Below are 21,337 nucleotides of genomic sequence, written 5' to 3'. Positions count from 1 at the left end.
CCGGCCCGGACCTAGTAGGAGGTCCGGGACAGGCCGATGACCCTGCCGTCCCCGCCCACGTCCAGTCCGACCGGCTGCCAGTTACCGGCTTTGAGCGCCAGCGTGCGGAACGGCTTCCCCCCGTTGTCCAGTCGGTATGCGCCTACCTTGCCGTTGCTGTTCCACTCGATTTCCAGGTACCAGGTGCAGTCGCACCCGGTGGTCCGCACCGAGAAGTGGAACACCTCCGGGTCGGTCGTGGAGATCTTGTACGGAAAATTGACGATCCCCGGCGAGGGCCCGGGGAATTCGTCCGGTTTCAGCGCCCTGGCGGTAGGCGACCTGCTGTCGAGATCGATCGCGAAGGACCGGATCGGCATTGCGGCCCCGCACCCTCCCGTACCGAATACCGAAGCCGGTGGCGACTGGGAGGGACCGGACCGCACCACCCGGGCGCCGGTGATGACCACCGCACTCTGCGTCCTCCCCTGGAGCGTGACCGTGAGATCGGTCGCCCCGCCGTCGGCCTCCCCGTTCTCCGCCAGGATGGTGCGCCCCTCGTCCTCCGGCTTGCCGGTCACGGCTTTCCGGAGCTCGTCCGGGAAATGCGTCCAGACCACCGGACACGAGTCGTTTTGGAACGCGACGGTAAAAGGGGCCCGGTCCTTTCCCAACTCGTGCACGACCTTGGTGCCCGCCGTCTTGAACAGGTCCTGGAGAGCGGCGCCGAGCACCGCCGCCAGGGCCCCCAGCACGACTGTCACCGCCCACGTCAAAGGCCGCTTCCAGAAGGGTTTCTTGCTCCTGCCCGCATCCGCTCCCGTCCGCGGCTCACCGTCATCCGATTTCCCATCAGAGGAATGGGCGTTCACGACGGCCTCCCAGCAGAGCGGTCCTCAGGCGCCATTCACCCCCTCCGCAGCCATGCTCACCCGCGCCGCCTCCGCTCGCCACCGAGACCATCACGCTGTGTCACGGGATCGGCGGGGTGGCGGCCTCAGGCGGCGTTCTCAGGCGGTGGGAGCGGGTTCCGGCTCGGGGTGGGGGAGCGCGGCACGGAGTTCGTGGAGCAGGCGGCCGGCGTCGGTGAGGAGCGTGCCGCACAGGGTCCGTACCGGGGCGGGTACCCCGTTGTCCCGCTGGACGGCGTACTCCAGGTCCTCGTGGCGGGCCAGCCCGCGCCGGACCAGGGCGTCGAGTTCCCGCACGTCGGTCCGGCCGGGCCGGCCGACCAGGGCCAGCGCCGCGGCCACCGTCTCCAGGACGGCGCCGTACCCGGTCAGGAACCGGCGCGGCAGGTGGGCGTCATGGCCGCGGTCGAGGCAGTGGGACAGGCTGCGCAGCACGGAGCGCAGGTGCGCGGCGCTCCGGCCGGCCGCCCGGCCGGCCTCCTGGGCGCGCGGCAGGACGTCCCGGTCGCGTCCGTCGGCGCGGCGCGGGTTGAGCCGGCTGTTCTCGGCCTCCGCGTCGACCGACGCCTGGACGCGCGGCGCGTCCGCCGCCACCCGGTCGCAGTCCCGGCGCCACTGCCCGACCTGCTCCCGGGTGGGCGTACCGCCTTCCTCGGCCGCCGACGCCAGTTCGGTGACGACCTGCCGCAGCCCTTCGTAGAGGTCGGCCACCGCCTGCTGGCGGCGCCGGACGTGGCGGGCGGGCGCGAGGAGCAGATGCGCCGACAGACCGCAGAGCGCGCCGAGGGCGACCGAGCCGGCGAGGTGGCCGATGTAGTCGATGCGGCCGTGCCCCGCCGTGAAGGCGAAGAATCCGACGACCGCGACCTGGAGCCCCTGGGAACCCAGGTGCCGCACCCGTCCGGCCACCAGCGCGAGGAGGGCGAGCAGCCCGAAGGACCAGGCGTGGATGCCCAGGGCCGCCGCGAGCCCGGCGGCCAGGGCCGCTCCGAGCACCATCGCTCCCAGGTACCGGACGCATTCGCGCACCGAGCGGTAGAGCGTGGCCTGGAGGGCGACGATCGCCGTGAACGGCGCGAACGTCGTCACCGTCGGTGGTAGCAGCCGGTGCGCCAGGGCCCAGGCGGTCATCGCCGCCACCACCGTCTTCGCCTGCCGGATCAGGTCGTCGCGCTCGGTGCCCGGCGACTTGACGCTTCGGCGGACGTATCGGGCCGCCTCGCGCACCGCCGCGTACGTCCGTCCTGCCGGACCATCGGTCACGGCCATGGGGGCATCACCTCACATCACCTCTTCGGAACCGGATCGGGCGCTTGTGCCCGCAACCCCCCGTCCCATGCCCCGGCCACAAACATCGTCTGCAGCAATGGACTTGACCCGCCCCGGGGCACCGGAACCGGAGGTGGGGGCGCCCCGACGGGGTAGACGGGAACCATGGAGACCTCTTCGCGTTCCTCCGAGCAGTCGGTCACCCCGCCGCGCCGGGGCAGGATGCCGCGGTGGGCGGCCGTGGCCGGCGGACTGGCCCTGGTCGTGGTGCTGTTCGTCGTCGCCGGCCGGTTCAGCCTGCTCCCCGGCCTCGGCGGCCTGTTCGGCGAGGACACCCGGGACCGCTCGGGACCCGCGCTGCTCAAGTCGATCCAGGACATGCACCGCTACGAGGGCGCCGTCGGCAACTTCCAGGTGGTGGTCGACCTGGAGAAGGACGCGGCGTTCCTGCCGGACGCGATCCGTGGCACCCGCACGCTGTACGTCGGCGCGGGCGCGGTCAGCGGGTACGTCGAACTGGGCGGGCTCGGCGAGCAGAGCGTCACCGTGAACGCCGACCGTACCGAGGCCACGATCCGGCTGCCGCACGCGACCCTCGGTCCGCCCGCCCTGGACCCGGACCGCTCCTACGCGGTGTCGAAACAGCGCGGCCTGCTGGACCGGCTTGGCGACCTCTTCTCGGACAACCCGGCCGGTGAACAGGCCGTCCAGCGGCTGGCCGTACAGCACATCGGTGAAGCGGCCCGCGACAGCGGCCTCGCCGCGCGCGCGGAGCAGAACACCACGGCGATGCTAGAGGGACTGCTGCGCTCGCTCGGCTTCCGCAAGGTGACCATCGGCTACGTGTGAGCCGCGGATCCTCCTCGCGGCGGATCTTCCGCACGCACCGGACGGCGTGAGCTGCGGCTCGCCGGGGCAGGGGGGCGGTGACGCACACGGGCGAAAGGACGGGTCATGGCGGGAGCACTGGTCGCCGGGGGATGGGGGCTGTTCGCCGGAGCCGCACTGCTGGTGGGCGCGGCGGTGGGATCGCTGTTCCGGGTGCCCGCCCAGTGGATCGCGCTGATCATGGCCTTCGGCAGCGGGGTCCTGATCTCCGCCGTGTCCTTCGACCTGATGGCCGAGGCGTACGACGAGGGCGGCCTCCTGCCGAGCGCCGCCGGAGCCGTGGCGGGGGCGGCCGCCTACTCCCTGGCGAACGTACTGCTGGCCCGGCACGGGGCCCGCCACCGCAAGCGGTCGGGCCCGGTGCAGCCGTCGGAGCAGGAACAGCCCGGCTCGGGCAACGCCATCGCCCTGGGCGCGCTGCTCGACGGGATTCCCGAGTCGGTGGTCATCGGCACCAGCCTGCTCGGCGGGGGCGGCGTGGGCGTGGCCACGGTGGTGGCCGTCTTCATCAGCAACGTCCCCGAAGGCATGGCGAGCGCTGCCGGGATGAAGCGGGCGGGCCGCAGCCGCACGTACGTCTTCACGCTGTGGGCGGTCATCGCGGTGGTCTCCGCCCTGGCGGCGCTGGCCGGGTACACCCTGCTCGGCGGTGTCTCCCCGAGCGTCCTGGCGGCCATCACGGCGGTGGCTGCCGGGGCCATCCTCGCCATGGTCGCGGACACCATGATCCCGGAGGCGTTCGAGCAGGCGCACCTCCTCACCGGGCTCACCACGGTGCTCGGGTTCCTGGTGGCCTTCGTCGTGTCCCACGCCTGACGGGCGCCGCCCGGCCACCGGCCCGGTCACAAGGGGCGCGGCCCGGAACGGACTCCGGGCGGCGCCCCTGCATCGGACGGTCAGCGCCAGTCGATGGCCCCGAAGCCGCACGCGCCGTCGAAGCCCGGGTTGCCGTTGGTGACGCCACCCGACAGGCGGCAGGCGCCGTAGTGCGCCGAGCCGCCGTGGTGGTCGTCGTCATCGTGGGCGAGCGCGGTGGCGGCGCCGCCGAGGACCAGGGTGGCGGCAAGGGTGAGGGTGGTGACTGCGGCACGAATGCGCATGACTGCTCCTTGAATGGAGAGGGGTTGATGTGCTCATCAGAAATCACCTCTGCCGGCGGCCCGGAAACACGCCCTGTGTCGGATGGAGGAGCGAGCGGCCGTGCTGGGCGGTGATCCGGTTGCGCGGCAACGAACGGCCCGTCGCGGAGCCGGCCCCCGCAGTCCCGAGCCGTCGGCATCCGCGCCTGCGGGGGACCCCGGGGACGCGGCGGCGGGAAGGCGACTTGCCGCCGTTCGGCGCAATGTCACCGGCTGAAGGGGCGCACCACCTGTTGGGGGGAGCGAGGGCGTCCGGCCGGGCGGCGATCGGTCCGGACGGGACGGCCTCGGCGGGGGCGACCGGCCAGGGGCTGATTGGACGCGCGTGCGCTGGGTAGCCGCCGCATGCCGGGCCGGGACGAACGTGAGGAGCCGTGATGCCGGAGCTGGACCTGGACCTTGATCCGTTCACGGATCTGCTCGACGGCCCGATGTACGTGGTCACGGCGGCGGCCGGCGACGAGCGGGCCGGGTGCCTCGTCGGCTTCGCCTCGCAGTGCTCGATCCATCCGGCGCGCTACATGGTGTGGCTGTCCGAGGCCAACCACACCTTCGCGGTCGCCGGCCGGGCCACCCACCTCGCCGTGCACGTGCTGCGGCGGGAGCAGCGCGAGCTGGCGAGATGGTTCGGCAGTGAGACGGGCGACCGCGTGGACAAGTTCGAGAGGGTCGCCTGGCGCGCGAGCGCGGACGGCAGCCCGGTCCTGACGGATGCCTGCGCCTGGTTCGTCGGACGGATCGAGGAGCGCATCCCGGGCGGCGACCACGTCGGCTTCCTCCTGACGCCCACCGAGCAGTCCCCGCCGGCCCCGGGGGCGCCCGCGCTGCTCAGGTTCAGCGACGTGAAGGACTTCGAGCCGGGCCACCCGGCCTGACCGCCAGTACGGAGGTGCAGTCCCTCCACGCCGGCGGGCTCAACAGCGCCCGCAGGCGGGTGAACAGCGTCAGCAGGCCGGCTCCGGAGGTTTCGCGGAAGCCCGGGTCGACGCGTGCGATGTCCAGCTCGTTGGCGGCGGTGAGTTCGACGAAGTCCATGCGCTGCCGGAGCGTGGGCAGGAAAGCGTGGCCGGTGAACCGGTCCCGGATCGGCGCGTCGGTGTCGCCGAGCGTGGCATAGGAAGCGCCGCGGTCGCAGCTGGCGTAGAGGTAGACGATGGACTCGGCCTCGGCGCCGATCACCCCCACCAGCCGGGAACGCTCAGCGAGCGGCAGGGGAGCGGTGGCGAACCCGTCGGTGCCGTAGAACGCGTGGCACAGTCCCGCGAGTTGCAGCGCGGGGCGGGCCGCCCAGCGTTCGAGCTGCTCCCGGACCCGTCGCAGGTGCGCGTCGAGAGTGCCCCCGGGATGCGCGGTGGCCGAGGCACCGAGCCCGTCCAGGAGGCGCAGGGCGGCGTCGGCGGTGCTGTCGGCGGGCAACGTCATCTGGATCACGCCTTCTCGGATCGGATCGGGCCGGACCGGCCGACGAAATCGTCACGCGGGGCGAAGCCCCGGGTCAATCCTCGGGTCCGGTTCGCCCGGCCCGAGCGGCGGCTTGGGTCCGCGCGCCTCACTCGACGCGGTCGGAAGGCCAGGGATCGCCCTTGACGCGTGCGTGCAGGTGCTCGTCGTGCCAGCCGTCCGCGTGGAGCAGAGCGCTCCGCATGACTCCCTCCAGGGGGAACCCGGCCCTCGTCGCGACGCGGCAGGACGCCGGGTTGGCCACGGAATGCGTGATCCTCAGCCGGTGCAGGCCCAGTTCACCGACGGCCCACCGGCTGACGCGGAGCGTGGCGTCGGCCATGACCCCGTGGCCGCGCCCGGCGGGCAGGAGCCAGTACAGGAACTCCGCGCTGCCGCCCGGGAGGTCCATGTCCGCCAGCCCGATCAGGCCCACCGGGCCGCGGTCTCCGGTCCGGCAGACCGCCCAGACCGCGACCTCCTCGGCCTGCCAGCCCTGCTCCCACCGTGCGATCTTCGCGCGCGCCGCGTCCAACGACAGCTCCACGGGCCGGTTCCACTGCCGGACCTCGGGGTCGCGGCAGGAGGCCACCAGCACGTGGGCGTCCTCGCGCCGCCACGGACGCAACAGGAAGCCGTTCGCGAGACGGAAGGACGGCTGGCCGCCACCGCTCATGCTGCCGGCCGGTACCACAGGGCCTATCGAAGGGATCATCACCGCATCATGCCGAAGCGCGGCTGTGGCCACCACCCGGCCCCGGCGGATGCGGCCGGGGACCCGGCCCCCTCGGGGAGGCCGGGTCCCTTCGCCGCGCGGACCGGCAGGTCAGCTGCCGCTGGAGAGGTTGCCGGACGCGATCGGGATGTTGTCCAGGATGTGCGACAGGGACTCGTCGCCCTTGGCCTGGGTGGAGTTCTCGGTGCACTGCTGGTTCTGCGGGTTGGACAGGACGTTGATGTCCTGGACGCCGATGTTGGCGATGACCGCCACCAGCGACTGGGCGTTGACCTTGGCCGGCAGGCCGATGCAGGGCTTGTTCAGCGTCCCCTGGACCAGGCTCAGCTGCGGGCTCATGGCGCCCTCGGTCTTCTGGTTGCCGTAGATCTGGGAGGCGCCGTTGCCGTTGACGGTGTTGATCCCGTTGTCGTTGCCGATGGCCATGGCCGGGGCGGCGACGGCAGCGCCCGCGCCGAGCGCGGCGGCGGTGGCGGCTGCGGTGATCATCATGTTCTTCAGCATTCTCGAGCGTTCCTTAGCTTGAGCGGAAACGGGTCCCTGAGGGGGAGTCGTCCTGCTAACGCCGCAGTGGCCCCCGATGTGGCGGTGTGTCACCCGATCGCGTAAGAGGCGGCCGCTGCCTCACCCGCCGCCGGCCCCGTAAACCGGTTCGGCTCACCGAGCTGTGTGTTTAGGGTGGCGTGATGGTGCGGGTACGGGAGATGGACGAGGGCGACGTCGATGACGTGTCGGCGATCCGGGTGCGGGGCTGGCAGTCCGCGTACGCGGGGATCGTTCCCCAGGCGTACCTGGACGCGATGACCGTCGAGGGCGACGCGGAACAGCGCCGGTCCTGGTTCGCGAACCCGCTCCGGCGGTCGACGGACCTGGTCGCCCTCGGTGCCGACGGCGCTCCGGTGGGCTGGGTCAGCTGCGGCCCCTACCGGGGGCAGGTGCCCGCCCGTGGGCCGACGGGGGAGATCTACGCCTGCTACGTCCGGCCCGACCTCACCGGCCGGGGCGTCGGCCGCTCGCTGGTCGGCGCGGCCCACGCCCGGTTGCAGGAGCAGCAGTACCGGACCACGGCCCTGTGGGTCCTCGCTGACAACCGGCAGGCCCGGCGTTTCTACGAACGAGCCGGCTACCGGCCCGACGGCGGGAGCCGGGGCGACGTCTACGGCGACGTCACCCTCACCGAGCTCGGGTACGAACGCCCGCTGCGCTGAACACCGCCCGGGGCGGGTTGTACTGTGCGCCGGGTGGCTGTCACCTCCTCCTTCTCCGTACTGCGGCACAAGCCGTTCCGTCTGTTCGTCCTGGCCCGGATCATCTCGATGAGCGGCTCGGCCATGGCGCCGGTCGCCCTGGCTTTCGCGGTGCTCGGGTTCGATGACCGTCCGGATTCGCTGGCGATCGTCCTGGCCTGCAACACCGTTCCGCAGCTGATCATGCTGCTCGTGGGAGGAGTGGTCGCCGACCGGCTGTCGCGGCGGCGGGTCGTCGTGTTCGGCAACCTCCTATCGGCGTGCACGCAGGCAGGAGTCGCCCTGCTCGTGGCCTCCGGGACGGCGGACGTCACGCGGGTCGCGGCATTCGCCGTCCTCGCCGGCGCTGCCTCCGCCCTCGCGCAGCCCGCGATGAACAGCCTTCTTCCCCACCTCGTCGGAGCGGACGAAATCCAGGAAGCGAACGCGCTCATGCGCCTTCCCGTCAACGCGGTCAAAATCGTCGCACCGGCAGTGGGCGGCGTGCTGGTGGCACTGATCGGACCGGAGTGGACCCTGGCCTGGGACGGTGCCAGCTTCGCCGTCGCAGCCGTCCTCGTGGGCCGCATCGGCATCTCCGTACAGGAGAAGCGGACGTCATCGGTCCTGCGGGACTTCAAGCAGGGCTGGGCGGCGTTCGCGGGCCGCTTCTGGCTCTGGTCGTACGTGGCGTCGGGGACGGTCGTCGTTGCGCTGTGGCTCGGCGGCTACCAGCTCCTTGGACCCGTCGTGGCCCATGACCGGCAGCTGGGCGCGGCCGCCTGGGGGACCGTCCAAGGCGCCTTCGCCCTCGGCTTGTTCGGCGGTGGGTTCATATCCCTCAAGTGGAAACCCCACCGGCTCATGGTCGTGTGCGTCTGTGCGAACCTGCCGTCGGCGCTTCCGCTGCTCGCTCTGGGACTGCGCGCCCCGCTCGTCGTCGTGGCGGCCGGCGCGGTGCTGGCCGGCATCGGCCTGGACATCGCCATCGTCTGCTGGCACACCGCCCTACAGGAGCAGCTGCCGCCCGAGTTGCTGGGCCGGGTGAACTCCCTCAGCTCGACCGGCGAACTCATGGCGGTGCCGCTCGGTTACCTCGTCGTCGGCGCCACGGCCGCCTCACTCGGGCCGGCCTCCGTCCTCCTCGGCGGCGCGGTCGTGATGACCCTGGCCACCCTCGTGCTCCTCCTCGCCCCGAGCGTGTGGGCCGTACGGCGGCGCGCGCCGGTCGAGACCGACCTCGTCGGCAGCCGCTGACCGACCCACCGCTGCGCATGCCTCCCGGGCGGGGGCCGCCGAGGGGTTCAGCTGGGGTGCGTGGCGAACAGTTCCAGGTGCCCGCACCGCCGGCAGCGCCAGGCGTCGATCTGGCGCCGGGGGCGCCCGAGTCGCTTCGCTCCGCCGAACAGGCCCCGTTCCAGTGGCCCGGCTATCCAGCGGGCGTACCCGGGAGCGGACTGGCCGGTGTCCTCGACGAATCCGGGATCGAGTTCGCCCTCGCCGCAGTAAGTGCACCGCATCTCGGTCATCCGGCGAGTGTACGAAACCGGTTGCCGGCCGGGACTGCCAGGGACCGGAGGGGGCTTTCTTAGCGGGACGTTAGATCTGGGCGGCGTTCCTTGTCCCGGTGCGCGTGGCGGCCGCATGCTCTGGGCACTTCCTCCTCCCCCTCGGGGACGTCCGTCTGGAGCCGCCATGTCCTCGTCCGCCGTCCTGCCGCCGGCGCGGCCCGGTGACGCCCGCAAGCAGCGCCGTCTCGCCCTCGTCGGCGGGTCCCTCGGCAACCTCGTGGAGTGGTACGACTGGTTCGTCTACGCGAGCTTCGCCATCTACTTCGCCGACTCGTTCTTCCCCGGCGACAACCCGACCACACAGCTGATGAACACGGCCGGCATCTTCGCGGTCGGCTTCCTGATGCGCCCCGTCGGCGGCTGGATCCTCGGCCGTGCCGCCGACCGGCGCGGCCGCAAGAGCGCACTCACCCTCACCGTCGCCATGATGTCGGGGGCCGCCCTCCTCATCGCCGTCGCCCCTACGTACGGGCAGGCCGGCTACGCGGGCGCGCTCGTGCTGCTGCTCGCCCGGCTGCTCCAGGGCATGAGCATCGGCGGTGAGTACGCGGCCAGCGCCACCTACCTCACCGAGGCGTCGGCCCGCGACCGGCGGGGCCTCGGCTCGTCCTTCCAGTACGTGTCGATGACCTGCGGTCAGCTGCTCGGACTCGGCATCCTCATCACCCTCCAGCACACGCTCACCACCGCGCAGCTCCAGGACTGGGGCTGGCGCGTCCCGTTCGTCTTCGGGGCCCTGTTCGCGGTGGTCGTCTTCTGGCTGCGCAGGCGGCTCCAGGAGACCGAAGCGTTCCGGGAGGAGTCCTCCGGCCCCGCCGCAGCCGACCACAGCGCACGCGGCACCCTCAAGGCCCTGTGGCAGTACAGGCGGCAAGCCGGTCTGGTCATGGCGCTCACGCTCGGCGGAACCGTGGCCTACTACACGTACACCACCTACCTCACCAAGTACCTGGTCGGCAGCGCGGGGATGGCGAAGACCACCGCCACCCTGGTCAGTTTCACCGCCCTGGCCCTCTTCGCCGTGCTCCAGCCCTTCGCGGGGATGCTGTCCGACCGGATCGGCCGCCGCCCGCTGCTGATCACCTTCGCGGTGGGGTGCACCGTCGGTACCTACCCGATCATGACCGCCCTCGGGTCGGCGTCCTCGTACTGGTCCGCGCTGGGGCTCTCCCTGCTGGCCCTGGTGATCGTCACCGGCTACACCTCCATCAACGCGGCGGTCAAGGCCGAGCTGTTCCCGACCCGGGTGCGCGCGCTGGGCGTGGCGCTGCCGTACGCCGTCGCCAATGCCCTCTTCGGCGGCACGGCCGAGTACGTGGCGCTGTGGTTCAAGGACGCCGGCCACGAGAAGCTGTTCTTCTGGTACGTCTCCGGCTGTGCGCTCGTCTCCCTCGTGACCTACGTCCTGATGCCCGACACCCGCCGCGCCGCGCTCAGCCGCTCGGAAGCGGAGGCGGAAGCGGAAGCAGCGGCGGAGACGGCGGCCGACGGCCGCACCGACCGCGCGGGGCAGCCGGCCGCCGGCGCCCGCGAGAGCGCCCGCTGAGCTGCGCGGACGGCCCGGGGCGGCAGTTCACGTAAGCTGCTGCACCGGGCCGACCGGTCGGGCGGGGAGGCCCGGCTCCCGGGCCCGTACGCCTGACGAGGAGGACTGCCGGTGCACGCCCTTCTGGTCGAGGACGACGACCGCATGGCCCAGGCCCTCGGCACCGCGCTCGCCCAGCGCGGCCACACGGTCCGCCGGGCCGGCCGCGCCCTGGACGCCCTGCGGCACGTCCACGAGGCCGACTTCGTCCTGCTCGACCTGGGTCTGCCCGACCTGGACGGCCTGGAACTGCTGCGCCGGCTGCGTACCGTCTGCGATGCGCCGCTGATCGTCGTGACCGCGCGCTGCGAAGAGCGCGACATCGTGCAGGGCCTGCGGGCCGGCGCGGACGACTACGTCGTCAAACCGTTCCGGATGGCCGAGTTGATCGCCCGCATCGACACCGTGCGCCGCCGGACGGGTACCCCGGCGGGCCGTTCGGCGGCCGGTGCCTCCGAGGGCGACCGGTCGGTACGCAGCGGAGACGTCGAAGTCGACCTCGCGGGCCGCACGGTCACCGTCGCGGGCCGGGAAGTGCGCCTGACCCGACGCGAGTTCGACGTCCTCGCCTTCCTTGCCGCCCGCCCCGACGAGGTCCACTCCCGCGAGGAGATCCTGGACCGGATCTGGGGCGACGCCTTCCTCGGCGCCTCCCGCTCACTGGACGTCCACGTGGCCGGCATCCGCGCCAAGACGCGCCGCTCCGCCCTGGTGCGCACCGTCCGCGGGTTCGGCTACCAACTCGGTTCACCCGCCGTACGCGACGAAGCGGACGCGGGGCGGTGAGACGCCGGCTCCTCGCGGTACTGACGGTGCTCATGGGCACCGCCGCGCTGCTGCTCTGCCTCCCCCTCGCCGACGCGTACGCGCGCGGCCGGACCGAGCACCTGCTCCTGCAACGGCGTTCGGAGGCGGTGCGGTTCGCCGACCTCGCCGACCGGATGCGCACCGGCGCCGACCGGTCGGAGCTGTCCGCCGAAATCGGCCGGTACGCGCAGCTGTACGGCGCCGGGGTGCTCGTCGTCGACCCGGCGGGACGCCCGCTCGCACAGGCCGGACCCGTCTCGCCCGCCTCGTCCGCCGAGACGGCGGACGCCCGCCGCCGGGCCCTGACCGGCCGCTCCACCGACCGGCTGCCCACCCTGCGCCCGTGGGGTCCGCGGCGCGTCGTCGTCGCCGAACCGGTGGGCCGCGACGAGCGGGTCAGCGGAGCGGTCCTGATGTCCGTACCCACGGGGGCGGCCCGCCGGGACGTGACGGTCCGCTGGTCGCTGATCGCCGCCGGGGCGCTCGCCGCCTTCGCGGCGGCCGCGCTCGTCGCGGCGGGAACCGCGCGCTGGCTGATGCGTCCGGTCCTCGACCTGGACCGGGCGGTGGCAGGGCTGACCGCGGGACGCCTCCAGGCACGCGCCGTCTCCTACACCGGCCCGCCCGAACTGCGCCGCCTGCGGCAGCACTTCAACACCATGGCGCAGGCCATGGCCGACGCCATCGGCCGCCAGCGCGACTTCGTCGCCGACGCCTCCCACCAGCTGCGCAATCCGCTCGCCACCCTCGTGCTCCAGCTGGAGAACGTCGAACCGCACATCGCACCCGGCCCCGGCCGCGCCGAGCACGCCCGCGCCCTGGACGAGGCGGAACGGCTGGAGGAACTGCTCGACGGCCTGCTGGCGATGGCGCGGGTGGAGTCGGGCGCCGCCGAGCTGGGCGACCAGGACGTGTCGCGGGCGGTACGGGAACGGGTGACGGCCTGGACCCCGGTGTTCCGCGCCGCCGGACTGGAGCTGACCACCTCCGGCCTCCCCGAGGACCTGCGGGCCACCGCCCTGCCCGACGCCGCCGGCCGCATCCTGGACGCCCTCCTCGACAACGCCGTCAAGTTCGTCCCGCCCGGCGGCCGCGTGGTCGTCGGCGCGGTGCGGGACGCCGACGACGGGCAGGCGGTGGTCCGGGTCACGGACGACGGTCCGGGAGTTCCGCAGGAGCAACTGGCCGTGCTGCTACGGCGCTTCGGCCGCTCGCCCGAGCACCAGAACGTCCCCGGCAGCGGTCTGGGGCTGGCCATCGCGGACGAGATCGCCCGGATCAGCGGCGGCCGGCTCGACGTCAGCGGGAACACGCCCCGCGGACTGGCCTTCGAGCTGCGGCTGCCGCCCTCGTAGTCCCCTCAGCCGTACACCGACCGGTAGTACGCGACCGCACCCCGGTGGAGCGGTACGCGGCCGGTCGAGATGGCGAACCGGGGCTCCAGCCGGGCCCCGGCCGTCACCTCCCGCAGCAGGTCGCTCCACCGGTCGAACACCACCGTCAGCAGCTCCCGCGCCGCGCCCTGCGGTACGTCCGCACGGGCCAGGAGGTAGTTGGCGACCCCGAGCGTGCCCACGGGCTCCGCCAGCCCGTACGCACCGGCCGGCAGCGTGACGGCCGTGTACACGGGCCCGTAGCGCTCCCGGAGCGGCCCCACGTACCCGTCCAGCGGCAGGAACCGCAGGGGCAGCTCGTGCGAGAGCGCCGACAGCGCCGGGGTGGGCACGCCCCCCGACCAGAACAGCGCGTCGACGGTCTCCTCGCGCAGCGCCGTCACCGACTCGGCGAGGCCCAGTTGCCGTTCGCGCGCGGGGGAGGGGCCGTCGCCCAGCCCGGCTTCGCGCAGTACCCGCCCCGCCACCACCTGCACGCCCGAGCCCGCCGCGCCCGCCGCGACCGGACGTCCGGCCAGGTCCCGTACCGACCGTACCGGCCCCTGCGCCGGGACGAGGAGGTGCGTGTAGTTCACGTAGACCCGCGCCAGGGCCGTCACCGCGGCCGGGCGGGCGAACGGCTCGCGCCCCAGCGCCGCGTCCTCGGCCACGTCCGCCATGGCCAGCGCGAGATCGACGGACCCGGCGTCCAGCTCGCGCAGGTTGTCCACGCTGGCGGCGGTGCTCACGGGAACGATCCGCAGGCGGCTGCCGCTCACCGCGACGGCCCGAGCGAGGGCCCGGCCGAACGCGTTGTACGGACCTCCCTCGGGGCCCGTCGCGAGCCGCAGCCGGGTGGTCGGACCCGGTCTCCCGGAGCATCCGGCGCAGCCGCCCGCCATGGCGGAGGCGACGGCGCCGAGCCCCGCCACCAGCATCCGCCGGCGGTCCAACTTTGTACTGCTCACGCCAAGAGGGTAGCCAGTGCCCGGCCCACCGCCACCGGTCCGGATCCCCGACACGCGCCCCGCGGACCGCGAAGAGCACCGCTCCGTGGGGTCCAATACCAGCACGGTGTCCGCCCCGAGACAGACACGGAGAACAGTGATGGCCATCCCCCCAGAGCAGTTGACCGAACCGGCGGTGCGCGCCTTCGTCCTGGCGCTGAACGCCGGAGACCGGCAGGCGTTCCACGCGTCCCTGACCCAGGGCGCCACGATGTCGGACGACGGCAGCGACCGTGACCTCGCCGACTGGACCGAGCGGGAGATCTTCGGCTCCGGCGGCCACATGGCCGTCGAGACCCAGAGCCACGACGGCCTCGGCTTGGTGGCCGACTTCCGCAACGACACGTGGGGCAGCATGCGCACCGCCTGGCAGTTCACCGTGCAGGGCGGCAAAGTGGCCCGTTTCGAGACCGGCCAGGCCTGACGGCACCTCGTCCCCGGACCCGCGCGTGGACCGGGCCGGTTCCGGTCAGCGACCGCGGGCGGCGGTACGGGCCGCCACCGGGAAGGGGCCCGGCGGCGGGGCCGGGACGGACGGCCGGGAAGACGCGAGGGCTGCCAGGGTGAGGGCGGCCGCCAGCGGGTACGCGCAGGCGGCGACCGCGACGGGCCAGGGCACGGGACGGCCCGCCGGGGCCACCGCGTGGAGTGCCGGGACGACCCAGGCGCCGGCCGTCAGGATCCAGACCGCGGCGGCCGCCGCGCTGAGGCGCCGACCGCGCAGGGGGCCGTACCGCAGCCAGATCAGCGCCGGCACCACCCACACCCAGTGGTGGCTCCACGAGATCGGGCTCGCCAGCAGGACGAAGAACTGGGCGGCCAGCATCATGGCCAGCCGGTCGCCCCGCCGCATCGCGGCCCGCAGCGCGAGGGCCGTCGCGGCCGCCGCGAGGAGCACCGCGGCCGGCCACCACAGGCCCGTGACACCGCCGTCGTGCCCGAGGAGCCGGGCCAGGCAGCCGCGCAGCGACTGGTTCTCCACCGAGGCCATCGGCCCGATGCGCCCGCTGTCGCCGATGATGTGGCGCCAGTACCGCCAGGACTGGGCCGGGGCCACGAAGGCGGCCAGGGCGACCGTCGCCGTGAACGCGCCGGCCGCCCACACCGCGACCCGGCGCCGGCCCGCCGCCAGCAGGTACAGGACGCCGGCCGCCGGGGTCAGCTTGATGCCGGCCGCGAGACCGATTCCGGCGCCCGCCGCCAAGGGAGCCGGCCGCAGCGCGGCGGCCAGCGACAGGGCGGCGAGCGGAAGGCTGATCTGGCCGAGCGAGAGCCCGTGGAGCACGGGTTCCAGCCACAGCACCGGCGCCGTCCACAGGAAGACCCGCGAGGGCTGCGCGGCTCTGCCCGGGTCGAGCAGTACGAACGAGCCACGGACCAGGTACCAGGCGGCGACCAGCGAGAGCAACTGCCACAGCACCTGCGTCAGCCACCACGGCAGGTACGCCAGCGGCAGGAACAGCAGGGCCGCGAAGGGCGGGTAGGTGAAGGGGAGCGGCAGGGCCTGCGGATCGGCGCGCGCCAGCCGGAAGTCGTAGAGGTGGCCGGTCAGGATGCCGGGCGCCCCCTCCCGGTACACCCGGAGGTCGAACATGTCGGCCGTGCAGAAGGCGACCACCAGGTGTGCGACCGCTGAGCACGCCAGGATCAGCGTGGCGTGGCGCGTCAGCCAACTCGTCATGCCGGCCATCATCTCGCGTCCCACGCCTCGACGCCCGCACCGTGCGACGCACCGGCGCGGGCGTTCCGGCGGCTACCGCCGGCGGTTACCGGGTGGGCGGCGGGGGCTCGTCCGGGCCGAGGCGCCGCTTGAGCTGGTCCTGTGCCATGTCGGTTTGGGCGCGGTACTTGTTCTCGGTCTTCTCGTCGACGAAGTCCCCGGCCTTGTCGATGCCCTGGCCGGCCTTGTCTTCATGTCCCTTGAGCATCTGCTTGAGCTTGTCCATCACGGACATGACCGATCTCCTTTTGGCTCGTTGTCCAGCGCTCCCAGGATGTTCCAGAGGCCCGCGATCCGCATCCGGGCGCCGCCGCGCCCCGTCCGGGCGCCCTTCGCCGGCCCGGCGGCCAGCGGGTCCAGAAGCTCGCCGGGCCCGGCGAACCCTACGGACCGCGCCGGGAGCGGATCACGCCGGGTGACGGTTCACCCGGGTTCGCGTGCCAGGTGGACCACGTCCGGGACTCCTCGGGCGACGGGCACCTCCCGGGTGCGGACGTCGGTGAAACCCGCCGCGCGCAGGGCGTGTTCGAAGGCGGGAGAGTGCTGTGCCGACCATACGGCCAGGACTCCGCCGGGGTTGAGCCGGTCACGGCATGACGCGAGGCCGGCCGGGGAGTAGAGCGTCCGGTTCTCCTCGTCGACCGTCCAGTCGGGGCCGTTGTCGATGTCCAGGCAGAGCACGTCGTACCGGTCGGCGGACGTCGCGAGGTACTCCACGAGGTCGGCGTGCACGATCGCCGTCCGCGGGTCGGCGAGGGACCGGGCGGAGATCGAGCCGAGCGGCCCGGTCCGGTGCCACTCGATGATCGCCTCTTCGCGTTCGACGACGGCGATCCGTCCCCAGTGCGGCTGCGCTGCGGCGTGCGCCAGTGAGAAGCCGACGCCCAGGCCCCCGATCAGCAGGTCCGGCGGCGGGCTGCCGGGCGGCGGGTCGAGTGCCAGGTACGCGGCGTCGACGAGCAGCCGCTCCGAGCGCCCGTCGGAGGTGTCCATGAGGAAGCAGCCGTTGGCGATGATCTCGTACACGGCTCCGCGCCGGCGCAGTACGACCTCGCCGAACCGGCCCTCCCGGCGGTCCACTGTCCGGGCCGCTCCCGATGTCACAGGTGTGGTCATGCGAGGCCCAACGAACCACGGCCGACCGGTGTTCCGGGCCGGCGGGCGGCTCGCCGGGCGGCCCGGACGGGGCGGACCTACCCTGGTCCTGCTCGGGTCCTCGGATACTGGAGGCCACGCCGTGAAGCCGTACCGCATTCGGTTGCGCCGGGCCTGCGTGGCCGCTGCCACCGCAGGTCTGTTCATCGCTCCGGCTGCCGCCGGCCCCGCGCACGGCGCGCCGGATCCGGCGCGGTCCGCCCCCGCAGCCCCCGCAGCCCCTTCCCCGGACACGGAATTCGCACAGCTCACCCCGGCCGTCGCCGCCGAACTCGACGCCGCCATCCGGCTCGTCCAGCGTCAGACGCAGGTGCCCGGCGTGGCCGTGGGGCTGTGGGCGCCCGGCAAGGGCAGCTACGTGAAGTCCTTCGGCGTCGCGGACGAGGCGACCGGCGCCCCGATGACGACGGCGCTGCGCATCCGCATCGGCAGCGAAACCAAGACGTTCACGGTCACCGCCCTCCTCCGGCTGGTCGACCAGGGGAAGGCCGGCCTGGACGACCCCATCGGCACGTACGTCCAGGGCGTGCCGAACGGGGACCACATCACGCTGCGCGAACTGGCGGGCATGCGCAGCGGGTTGTTCAACTACAGTGAAGACCCGGACTTCGACAAGGCGTTCGAGGCCCACCCCGACCAGCCCTTCACCCCGCAGCAGTTGCTCGGCTACAGCTTCAAGCACGGCATCCAGTTCCAGCCGGACGCCCAGTTCGACTACTCCAACACCAACCTGGTCCTGCTCGGCCTGGTGATCGAGAAGGTCACCGGCCGGCCGCTCCACGAGGTCGTCATGCGCGACGTCGTAGGGCCGGCGGGGCTGCACCACACGCTCTTCCCCACGGGCGCGGAGTTCCCGGACCCCCACGCGCAGGGCTACACCAACCAGACGGCGACGGGCAAGGTCGAGAACGCGACCGACTGGGACCCCTCCTGGGCCTGGGCCGCCGGCGCGATGATCTCCGACATGCAGGACCTGCGCAGCTGGGCCCACACCGTCGCCACCGGCACGCTGCTGACGCCCGCGACGCAGGCCGAGCGGCTGAAGACCCGACCGATCAACGCCTCGGGCGACGGCTACGGGCTGGGTGTCTTCAACGTCCAGGGCTGGATCGGCCACAACGGCTCGCTCCCCGGCTACGAGTGCCTCGTGGTCTACCTGCCCCAGGCGCAGGCGACCATGGTGATCGTCCTCAACACGGACATCCTGCACAACGGCCAGGAGCCGAGCACGCTCTTCGGCAAGGCGGTCACCGGCATCGTGACCCCCCAGCACGTGTATCCCGGTCACCAGCCGGCCGCGCCCAAGGCCGGCTGACGGCCCACTGCGCCCGGTGGCCGGTGTCCGCCCTCATCGGGACATCGGCCACCGTCGCGCAGAAGGTCCGGAAACGCCGTTGAAGCGCCGCCGGTGAGCGCCCCAGACTCTCTTCCGCCGCCACCCGAGCGGCCGGCCGCGAGTGACATCGGACCCACCCGCGTCGCCGTAGGGGTCCGGGGTCAGTGGGGCCAGTGGTGCTGCGCATTCATTTCACGGCGGACGATCTCGCCCGCACCCGAGTGGCTCCCACGATCGGCGCCGCGGCGGAGACGTACTACAGCCTGGAGATGCTGGGCAGAGGCTCCCTCGCGGTGCCCTTCCACCGCTGGCGGGCGAAGGTGGCCGGGCGATTACCCGAGGACGGCAAGCCGCTCACGGTGCTCGTGCCGGACCGCGGCCCGGGGCTGGACCTGCTGACCCTGGCGGGGGACTCGCCCGACATCGACCAGGCCGTCGACACCCTGCTGCGGGCTCCGCGCGCCCGCGTACGCCGTGAACTGGAGCCGGTCGGCTTCGGCCCGGTCCACTCCTCCTGGGCGAGGACCGTCGCCGACGGGGACGGCGAAGCGCGCCGGCAACTGGCGGCGGCCCTCGCGGCCTGCCACCGGGTGACCGTCGGCCCGTACTGGGCGGCCGCACGCTCCCGCCTCGACGCGGTACGCGCGCAGTACGCCCGTACCTTCCTGGAGACCGGCGTCGAGGGCCTGCTCGCATCGCTGTGCCCGCCGCTGGTGCGCTGGACCGCACCGGTGCTGGAGGTGCGTCACCCCCGCTCCGTCGACGTCCAGCTGGGCGGCCGGGGACTCGTCCTCGCGCCGACGGTCTTCTCCTGGCGCGAGCTCAGCCTGCTCTACGACCCGTACGACGACGCGTCGGTACCCCGGCTGACCGTACCGGCGGTGACCGACCCGGCGAGCGGCTCCGCCCTGTGGCAGGACGGCGCCGGCCCGACCGCCGACGAGGCCCTGGGCGCCCTCCTGGGCCGGACCCGGGCCGCCGCGCTGCGCCTCCTCGCCGACGGCTGCGGCACCACCGAACTCGCCCGGCGGCTCGGCATCAGCCCGGCCGCGGCGAGTCAGCACGCCGGCGTCCTGCGCGGCGCGGGCCTCATCGCCACGAGCCGTCGGGGCGGCTCCGTACTGCACGTAGCGACCGCCCTGGGACGGGAGTTGCTCGGCGGGACGGGTTAGCACAGGCGGGCGGCCGCCCCTTTTAAGCGGTGGCTTAAGGCCATGGCCGCCGGAAGCCGATCGTCAGCAGGATGCGTGACGGCGCCGGCCCGTGACCGCGCGCGGCACCACATCCGCACGTCCGCACATCCACGACGGGAATGAGAGCATGAACATGGCAATTTCAGGGATGACGCCACGGCGTACGAAGTCCCGCGCGCGCCGGGCGGGGGAGCGCGCCGCCGTCCTCCTGGGCGCCGCGGCGATCGCCTTCGCGACCGCTCAGGCACCCGCGTCGGCGAGTACCGCCCAGTGCGCCGACAACCGCCTGTGCGCCTGGTCCGACGACAACTACGCCGGAATCTTCACCGCCTACCCGGCCTCCGCGCCCGCCCTCGGCGGTGACAACGACCGGTTCGACTCCTTGTGGAACCGCAACAGCGTGTCCTGGTACGTCTACGTCGACGCCTACGACCAGGGCGCCAAGTACTGCGTCCGCCCCGGCTATTCGGTGTCGAAGCTCGGGGACTGGTTCGGCCTCCACGACAAGATCTCCTCCGTGCAGAAGCTGGGCGGCACGTCCTGCGGAACAGCGACCCCGATCGGTTCCTACAAGGGCTCCTGAACGAGCGCACCGGGCGCCGGCGACCCGCCCGCGCCCGGTCTCCCGCCCACCTCGACGAACCGAACGGAGAACTCGCCTTGAACCTCGCGCGCATACGCACGTCCGTCACCGGCGCCGTGCTCGCCGCCTCCCTCTCCTTGGGATTCCTGCCGGTCTCCACCGGCACCGCCCACGCCGCCGCGTCCTGCAGCGGGTACGTGTCGGTGTACGGGGTCCTGGACGACGGAAGGCTCACCTATACGGCGATAGCCCCCGCCACCGGTGACCGGATACGCACCCTGATCGGCCCCGACCTCGGCTTCGCCCCCAGGGCGATGGCCACGCTCAACTTCAACACCGTCCTGGTCACCGACGCGGCGGGCAACCTGTACCGCGTCGACGTCCAGACCAACTCCACCTCCCTCACCCTGGCCGCCGTCGAGAAGATCTGGGACGGCGGCTGGACGTTCGACAAGCTCACCTACGACGGTCACGGCCACCTCTACGGAACCGTGGCCGGCCAACTCCACCAGTACGTGGTGTCCCAGGACAAGCCGCAGGGCCCCGCGCACATCGGCCAGCACGCGGTCATCGACACCGGCTTCGTCCTCAAGACCCTCGCCGCCGCGGGCGACGACCGGATCATCGCCTCGACCGCCGACGGACGGCTGCTCAGTTACAAGATCAACGGTGTGAACGACTGGGACCGCGCGGTGCTCCGGCCGGCGGGCTGGTCCGCCGTCGACTCCCTCGTATCGCCCGGTGGCGGCCTCTACTACGGCCGGACCAACGGCGGGATGTACTGGTACCAGGACGCCGACCCGTTCGACAGCGACGGCGAGGACATCACCTACCACCCCGACGACCCCGTCGACGCATCGGGCTGGACCCAGCAACTGCTCTCCGCCTCGGCCGGCAACTGCGCCTACGTACCCACGGCTCCGCCCGCCTCCACCCAGGGCGGCCCCATCAGCCGCAGCGAAGTCCTGGTCCGCGGCAAGGACTGGTACGTGCGCGACGTGGCCTACAGCCAGAGCGCCACCGCCGTCGACATCAACGGCGACGACTACTACCGCACCGACTGCTCCGGCTTCGTCTCGATGGCCTGGCACCTGACCACGTCCAAGACGACCTCCACCCTCAGCGACGTCAGTTCCACGATCCCCAAGAGCGCCCTGCGCCCCGGCGACGCCCTGAACTACCCGGGGCAGCACACGGTGCTGTTCATCGGCTGGAAGGACCAGGAGGCGGGCACCTTCACCTACTACTCCGAATCGAATCCGGCCGTGGACATGGAATACGGGACGGCGAACGTCTACAGCGGCAGCATCGCCGGCCATCCCGCTTCCTCCTACGCGGCCATCCGGTACGACAAGATCACCTGAGTCACCCGCTCGGCCCCGCCGGCAGGCCCCGCCCGGGCGAAGACGACAGAATCGG

General features: G+C 72.8%; 24 protein-coding genes. 13 read left to right on the top strand and 11 right to left on the bottom strand.

Features of this window, described 5'->3' with window-relative positions; all coding sequences use genetic code 11:
- Positions 1–11: 11 nt before the first annotated feature.
- On the bottom strand, positions 12–851 hold the full coding sequence (locus ACZ4M3_RS22255; RefSeq protein WP_467735168.1) for a hypothetical protein: 840 nt from the start codon (positions 849–851) through the stop codon (positions 12–14).
- Positions 852–989: 138 nt separating this feature from the next.
- A complete protein-coding gene (locus ACZ4M3_RS22250; protein ID WP_467735166.1) occupies positions 990–2,159 on the bottom strand; it encodes an aromatic acid exporter family protein in 1,170 nt (389 codons plus the stop codon).
- Between the two features lie 165 nt (positions 2,160–2,324).
- Here ACZ4M3_RS22250 and ACZ4M3_RS22245 point away from each other — a divergent pair, with 165 nt between their 5' ends.
- A complete protein-coding gene (locus tag ACZ4M3_RS22245) occupies positions 2,325–3,008 on the top strand; it encodes a DUF4230 domain-containing protein (RefSeq protein ID WP_467735164.1) in 684 nt (227 codons plus the stop codon).
- Between the two features lie 105 nt (positions 3,009–3,113).
- Entirely contained in the window at positions 3,114–3,863 is a 750-nt protein-coding gene (locus tag ACZ4M3_RS22240; RefSeq protein ID WP_467735162.1) for a ZIP family metal transporter, read from the top strand.
- A gap of 80 nt (positions 3,864–3,943) precedes the next feature.
- Here ACZ4M3_RS22240 and ACZ4M3_RS22235 read toward each other — a convergent pair whose 3' ends face one another.
- On the bottom strand, positions 3,944–4,147 hold the full coding sequence (locus tag ACZ4M3_RS22235) for a hypothetical protein (RefSeq protein ID WP_467735160.1): 204 nt from the start codon (positions 4,145–4,147) through the stop codon (positions 3,944–3,946).
- Positions 4,148–4,563: 416 nt separating this feature from the next.
- On the opposite strand from ACZ4M3_RS22235, the gene ACZ4M3_RS22230 reads away from it, so the two are divergent.
- Positions 4,564–5,061, top strand: coding sequence for a flavin reductase family protein (locus ACZ4M3_RS22230; protein ID WP_467735158.1), 498 nt, complete (start codon positions 4,564–4,566; stop codon positions 5,059–5,061).
- On the opposite strand, the gene ACZ4M3_RS22225 is transcribed toward ACZ4M3_RS22230, so the two are convergent.
- The 3 genes from ACZ4M3_RS22225 to ACZ4M3_RS22215 all read right to left on the bottom strand — a co-directional run bounded on the left by ACZ4M3_RS22225 (position 5,021) and on the right by ACZ4M3_RS22215 (position 6,866).
- Entirely contained in the window at positions 5,021–5,608 is a 588-nt protein-coding gene (locus ACZ4M3_RS22225; RefSeq protein ID WP_467735156.1) for a DUF6817 domain-containing protein, read from the bottom strand. The genes ACZ4M3_RS22230 and ACZ4M3_RS22225 overlap by 41 nt on opposite strands.
- 127 nt (positions 5,609–5,735) lie before the next feature.
- Positions 5,736–6,341: a GNAT family N-acetyltransferase gene (locus ACZ4M3_RS22220; RefSeq protein ID WP_467735154.1), complete on the bottom strand. Its 606-nt coding sequence runs from the start codon at positions 6,339–6,341 to the stop codon at positions 5,736–5,738.
- A gap of 111 nt (positions 6,342–6,452) precedes the next feature.
- Complete coding sequence (locus ACZ4M3_RS22215; protein WP_467735152.1) at positions 6,453–6,866, bottom strand: rodlin; 414 nt, start codon at positions 6,864–6,866, stop codon at positions 6,453–6,455.
- Positions 6,867–7,048: 182 nt separating this feature from the next.
- Here ACZ4M3_RS22215 and ACZ4M3_RS22210 point away from each other — a divergent pair, with 182 nt between their 5' ends.
- Both ACZ4M3_RS22210 and ACZ4M3_RS22205 read left to right on the top strand, forming a co-directional pair.
- Entirely contained in the window at positions 7,049–7,570 is a 522-nt protein-coding gene (locus tag ACZ4M3_RS22210) for a GNAT family N-acetyltransferase (RefSeq protein ID WP_467735151.1), read from the top strand.
- Between the two features lie 33 nt (positions 7,571–7,603).
- Positions 7,604–8,845, top strand: coding sequence for an MFS transporter (locus ACZ4M3_RS22205; protein ID WP_467735149.1), 1,242 nt, complete (start codon positions 7,604–7,606; stop codon positions 8,843–8,845).
- A 47-nt stretch (positions 8,846–8,892) separates the two neighbouring features.
- Here the strand turns inward: ACZ4M3_RS22205 and ACZ4M3_RS22200 are convergent, their stop codons facing one another.
- Positions 8,893–9,117: a hypothetical protein gene (locus ACZ4M3_RS22200; protein WP_467735147.1), complete on the bottom strand. Its 225-nt coding sequence runs from the start codon at positions 9,115–9,117 to the stop codon at positions 8,893–8,895.
- Between the two features lie 166 nt (positions 9,118–9,283).
- Between ACZ4M3_RS22200 and ACZ4M3_RS22195 the strand changes: the two genes are divergently transcribed.
- From ACZ4M3_RS22195 to ACZ4M3_RS22185, 3 genes are all read left to right on the top strand, one after another.
- Positions 9,284–10,705 (top strand): MFS transporter, encoded by a 1,422-nt coding sequence (locus ACZ4M3_RS22195; RefSeq protein ID WP_467735145.1) that lies wholly within the window; start codon positions 9,284–9,286, stop codon positions 10,703–10,705.
- Between the two features lie 111 nt (positions 10,706–10,816).
- Positions 10,817–11,530 (top strand): response regulator transcription factor, encoded by a 714-nt coding sequence (locus tag ACZ4M3_RS22190; RefSeq protein ID WP_467735143.1) that lies wholly within the window; start codon positions 10,817–10,819, stop codon positions 11,528–11,530.
- On the top strand, positions 11,527–12,906 hold the full coding sequence (locus ACZ4M3_RS22185; protein WP_467735141.1) for a HAMP domain-containing sensor histidine kinase: 1,380 nt from the start codon (positions 11,527–11,529) through the stop codon (positions 12,904–12,906). Before ACZ4M3_RS22190 ends, ACZ4M3_RS22185 begins: the two co-directional genes overlap by 4 nt.
- Positions 12,907–12,911: 5 nt before the next feature.
- Here the strand turns inward: ACZ4M3_RS22185 and ACZ4M3_RS22180 are convergent, their stop codons facing one another.
- Positions 12,912–13,892 (bottom strand): TAXI family TRAP transporter solute-binding subunit, encoded by a 981-nt coding sequence (locus tag ACZ4M3_RS22180; protein WP_467735139.1) that lies wholly within the window; start codon positions 13,890–13,892, stop codon positions 12,912–12,914.
- Between the two features lie 139 nt (positions 13,893–14,031).
- On the opposite strand from ACZ4M3_RS22180, the gene ACZ4M3_RS22175 reads away from it, so the two are divergent.
- The gene (locus tag ACZ4M3_RS22175) at positions 14,032–14,355 is read left to right on the top strand and encodes a nuclear transport factor 2 family protein (RefSeq protein ID WP_467735137.1); all 324 of its coding nucleotides are present in this window, start codon (positions 14,032–14,034) and stop codon (positions 14,353–14,355) included.
- A 45-nt stretch (positions 14,356–14,400) separates the two neighbouring features.
- Here ACZ4M3_RS22175 and ACZ4M3_RS22170 read toward each other — a convergent pair whose 3' ends face one another.
- The 3 genes from ACZ4M3_RS22170 to ACZ4M3_RS22160 form a co-directional block, all read right to left on the bottom strand.
- A complete protein-coding gene (locus ACZ4M3_RS22170; protein ID WP_467735136.1) occupies positions 14,401–15,612 on the bottom strand; it encodes a glycosyltransferase 87 family protein in 1,212 nt (403 codons plus the stop codon).
- An 85-nt stretch (positions 15,613–15,697) separates the two neighbouring features.
- On the bottom strand, positions 15,698–15,886 hold the full coding sequence (locus ACZ4M3_RS22165) for an antitoxin (protein ID WP_467735134.1): 189 nt from the start codon (positions 15,884–15,886) through the stop codon (positions 15,698–15,700).
- 188 nt (positions 15,887–16,074) lie between these two features.
- Complete coding sequence (locus ACZ4M3_RS22160) at positions 16,075–16,767, bottom strand: spermine/spermidine synthase domain-containing protein (RefSeq protein WP_467735132.1); 693 nt, start codon at positions 16,765–16,767, stop codon at positions 16,075–16,077.
- Between the two features lie 121 nt (positions 16,768–16,888).
- Between ACZ4M3_RS22160 and ACZ4M3_RS22155 the strand changes: the two genes are divergently transcribed.
- The 4 genes from ACZ4M3_RS22155 to ACZ4M3_RS22140 all read left to right on the top strand — a co-directional run bounded on the left by ACZ4M3_RS22155 (position 16,889) and on the right by ACZ4M3_RS22140 (position 21,282).
- Positions 16,889–18,121: a serine hydrolase domain-containing protein gene (locus ACZ4M3_RS22155; protein WP_467735130.1), complete on the top strand. Its 1,233-nt coding sequence runs from the start codon at positions 16,889–16,891 to the stop codon at positions 18,119–18,121.
- A gap of 197 nt (positions 18,122–18,318) precedes the next feature.
- Positions 18,319–19,314: an ArsR/SmtB family transcription factor gene (locus ACZ4M3_RS22150; RefSeq protein ID WP_467735128.1), complete on the top strand. Its 996-nt coding sequence runs from the start codon at positions 18,319–18,321 to the stop codon at positions 19,312–19,314.
- A 154-nt stretch (positions 19,315–19,468) separates the two neighbouring features.
- Positions 19,469–19,918, top strand: a complete 450-nt coding sequence (locus ACZ4M3_RS22145) for a peptidase inhibitor family I36 protein (protein ID WP_467735126.1) — start codon at positions 19,469–19,471, stop codon at positions 19,916–19,918.
- A gap of 77 nt (positions 19,919–19,995) precedes the next feature.
- Complete coding sequence (locus tag ACZ4M3_RS22140; protein WP_467735124.1) at positions 19,996–21,282, top strand: tachylectin-related carbohydrate-binding protein; 1,287 nt, start codon at positions 19,996–19,998, stop codon at positions 21,280–21,282.
- Positions 21,283–21,337 lie beyond the last annotated feature (55 nt).

This window comes from Streptomyces sp. NPDC026522, from assembly GCF_055567555.1.
This window is presented reverse-complemented; position numbering and strand designations above follow the sequence as displayed.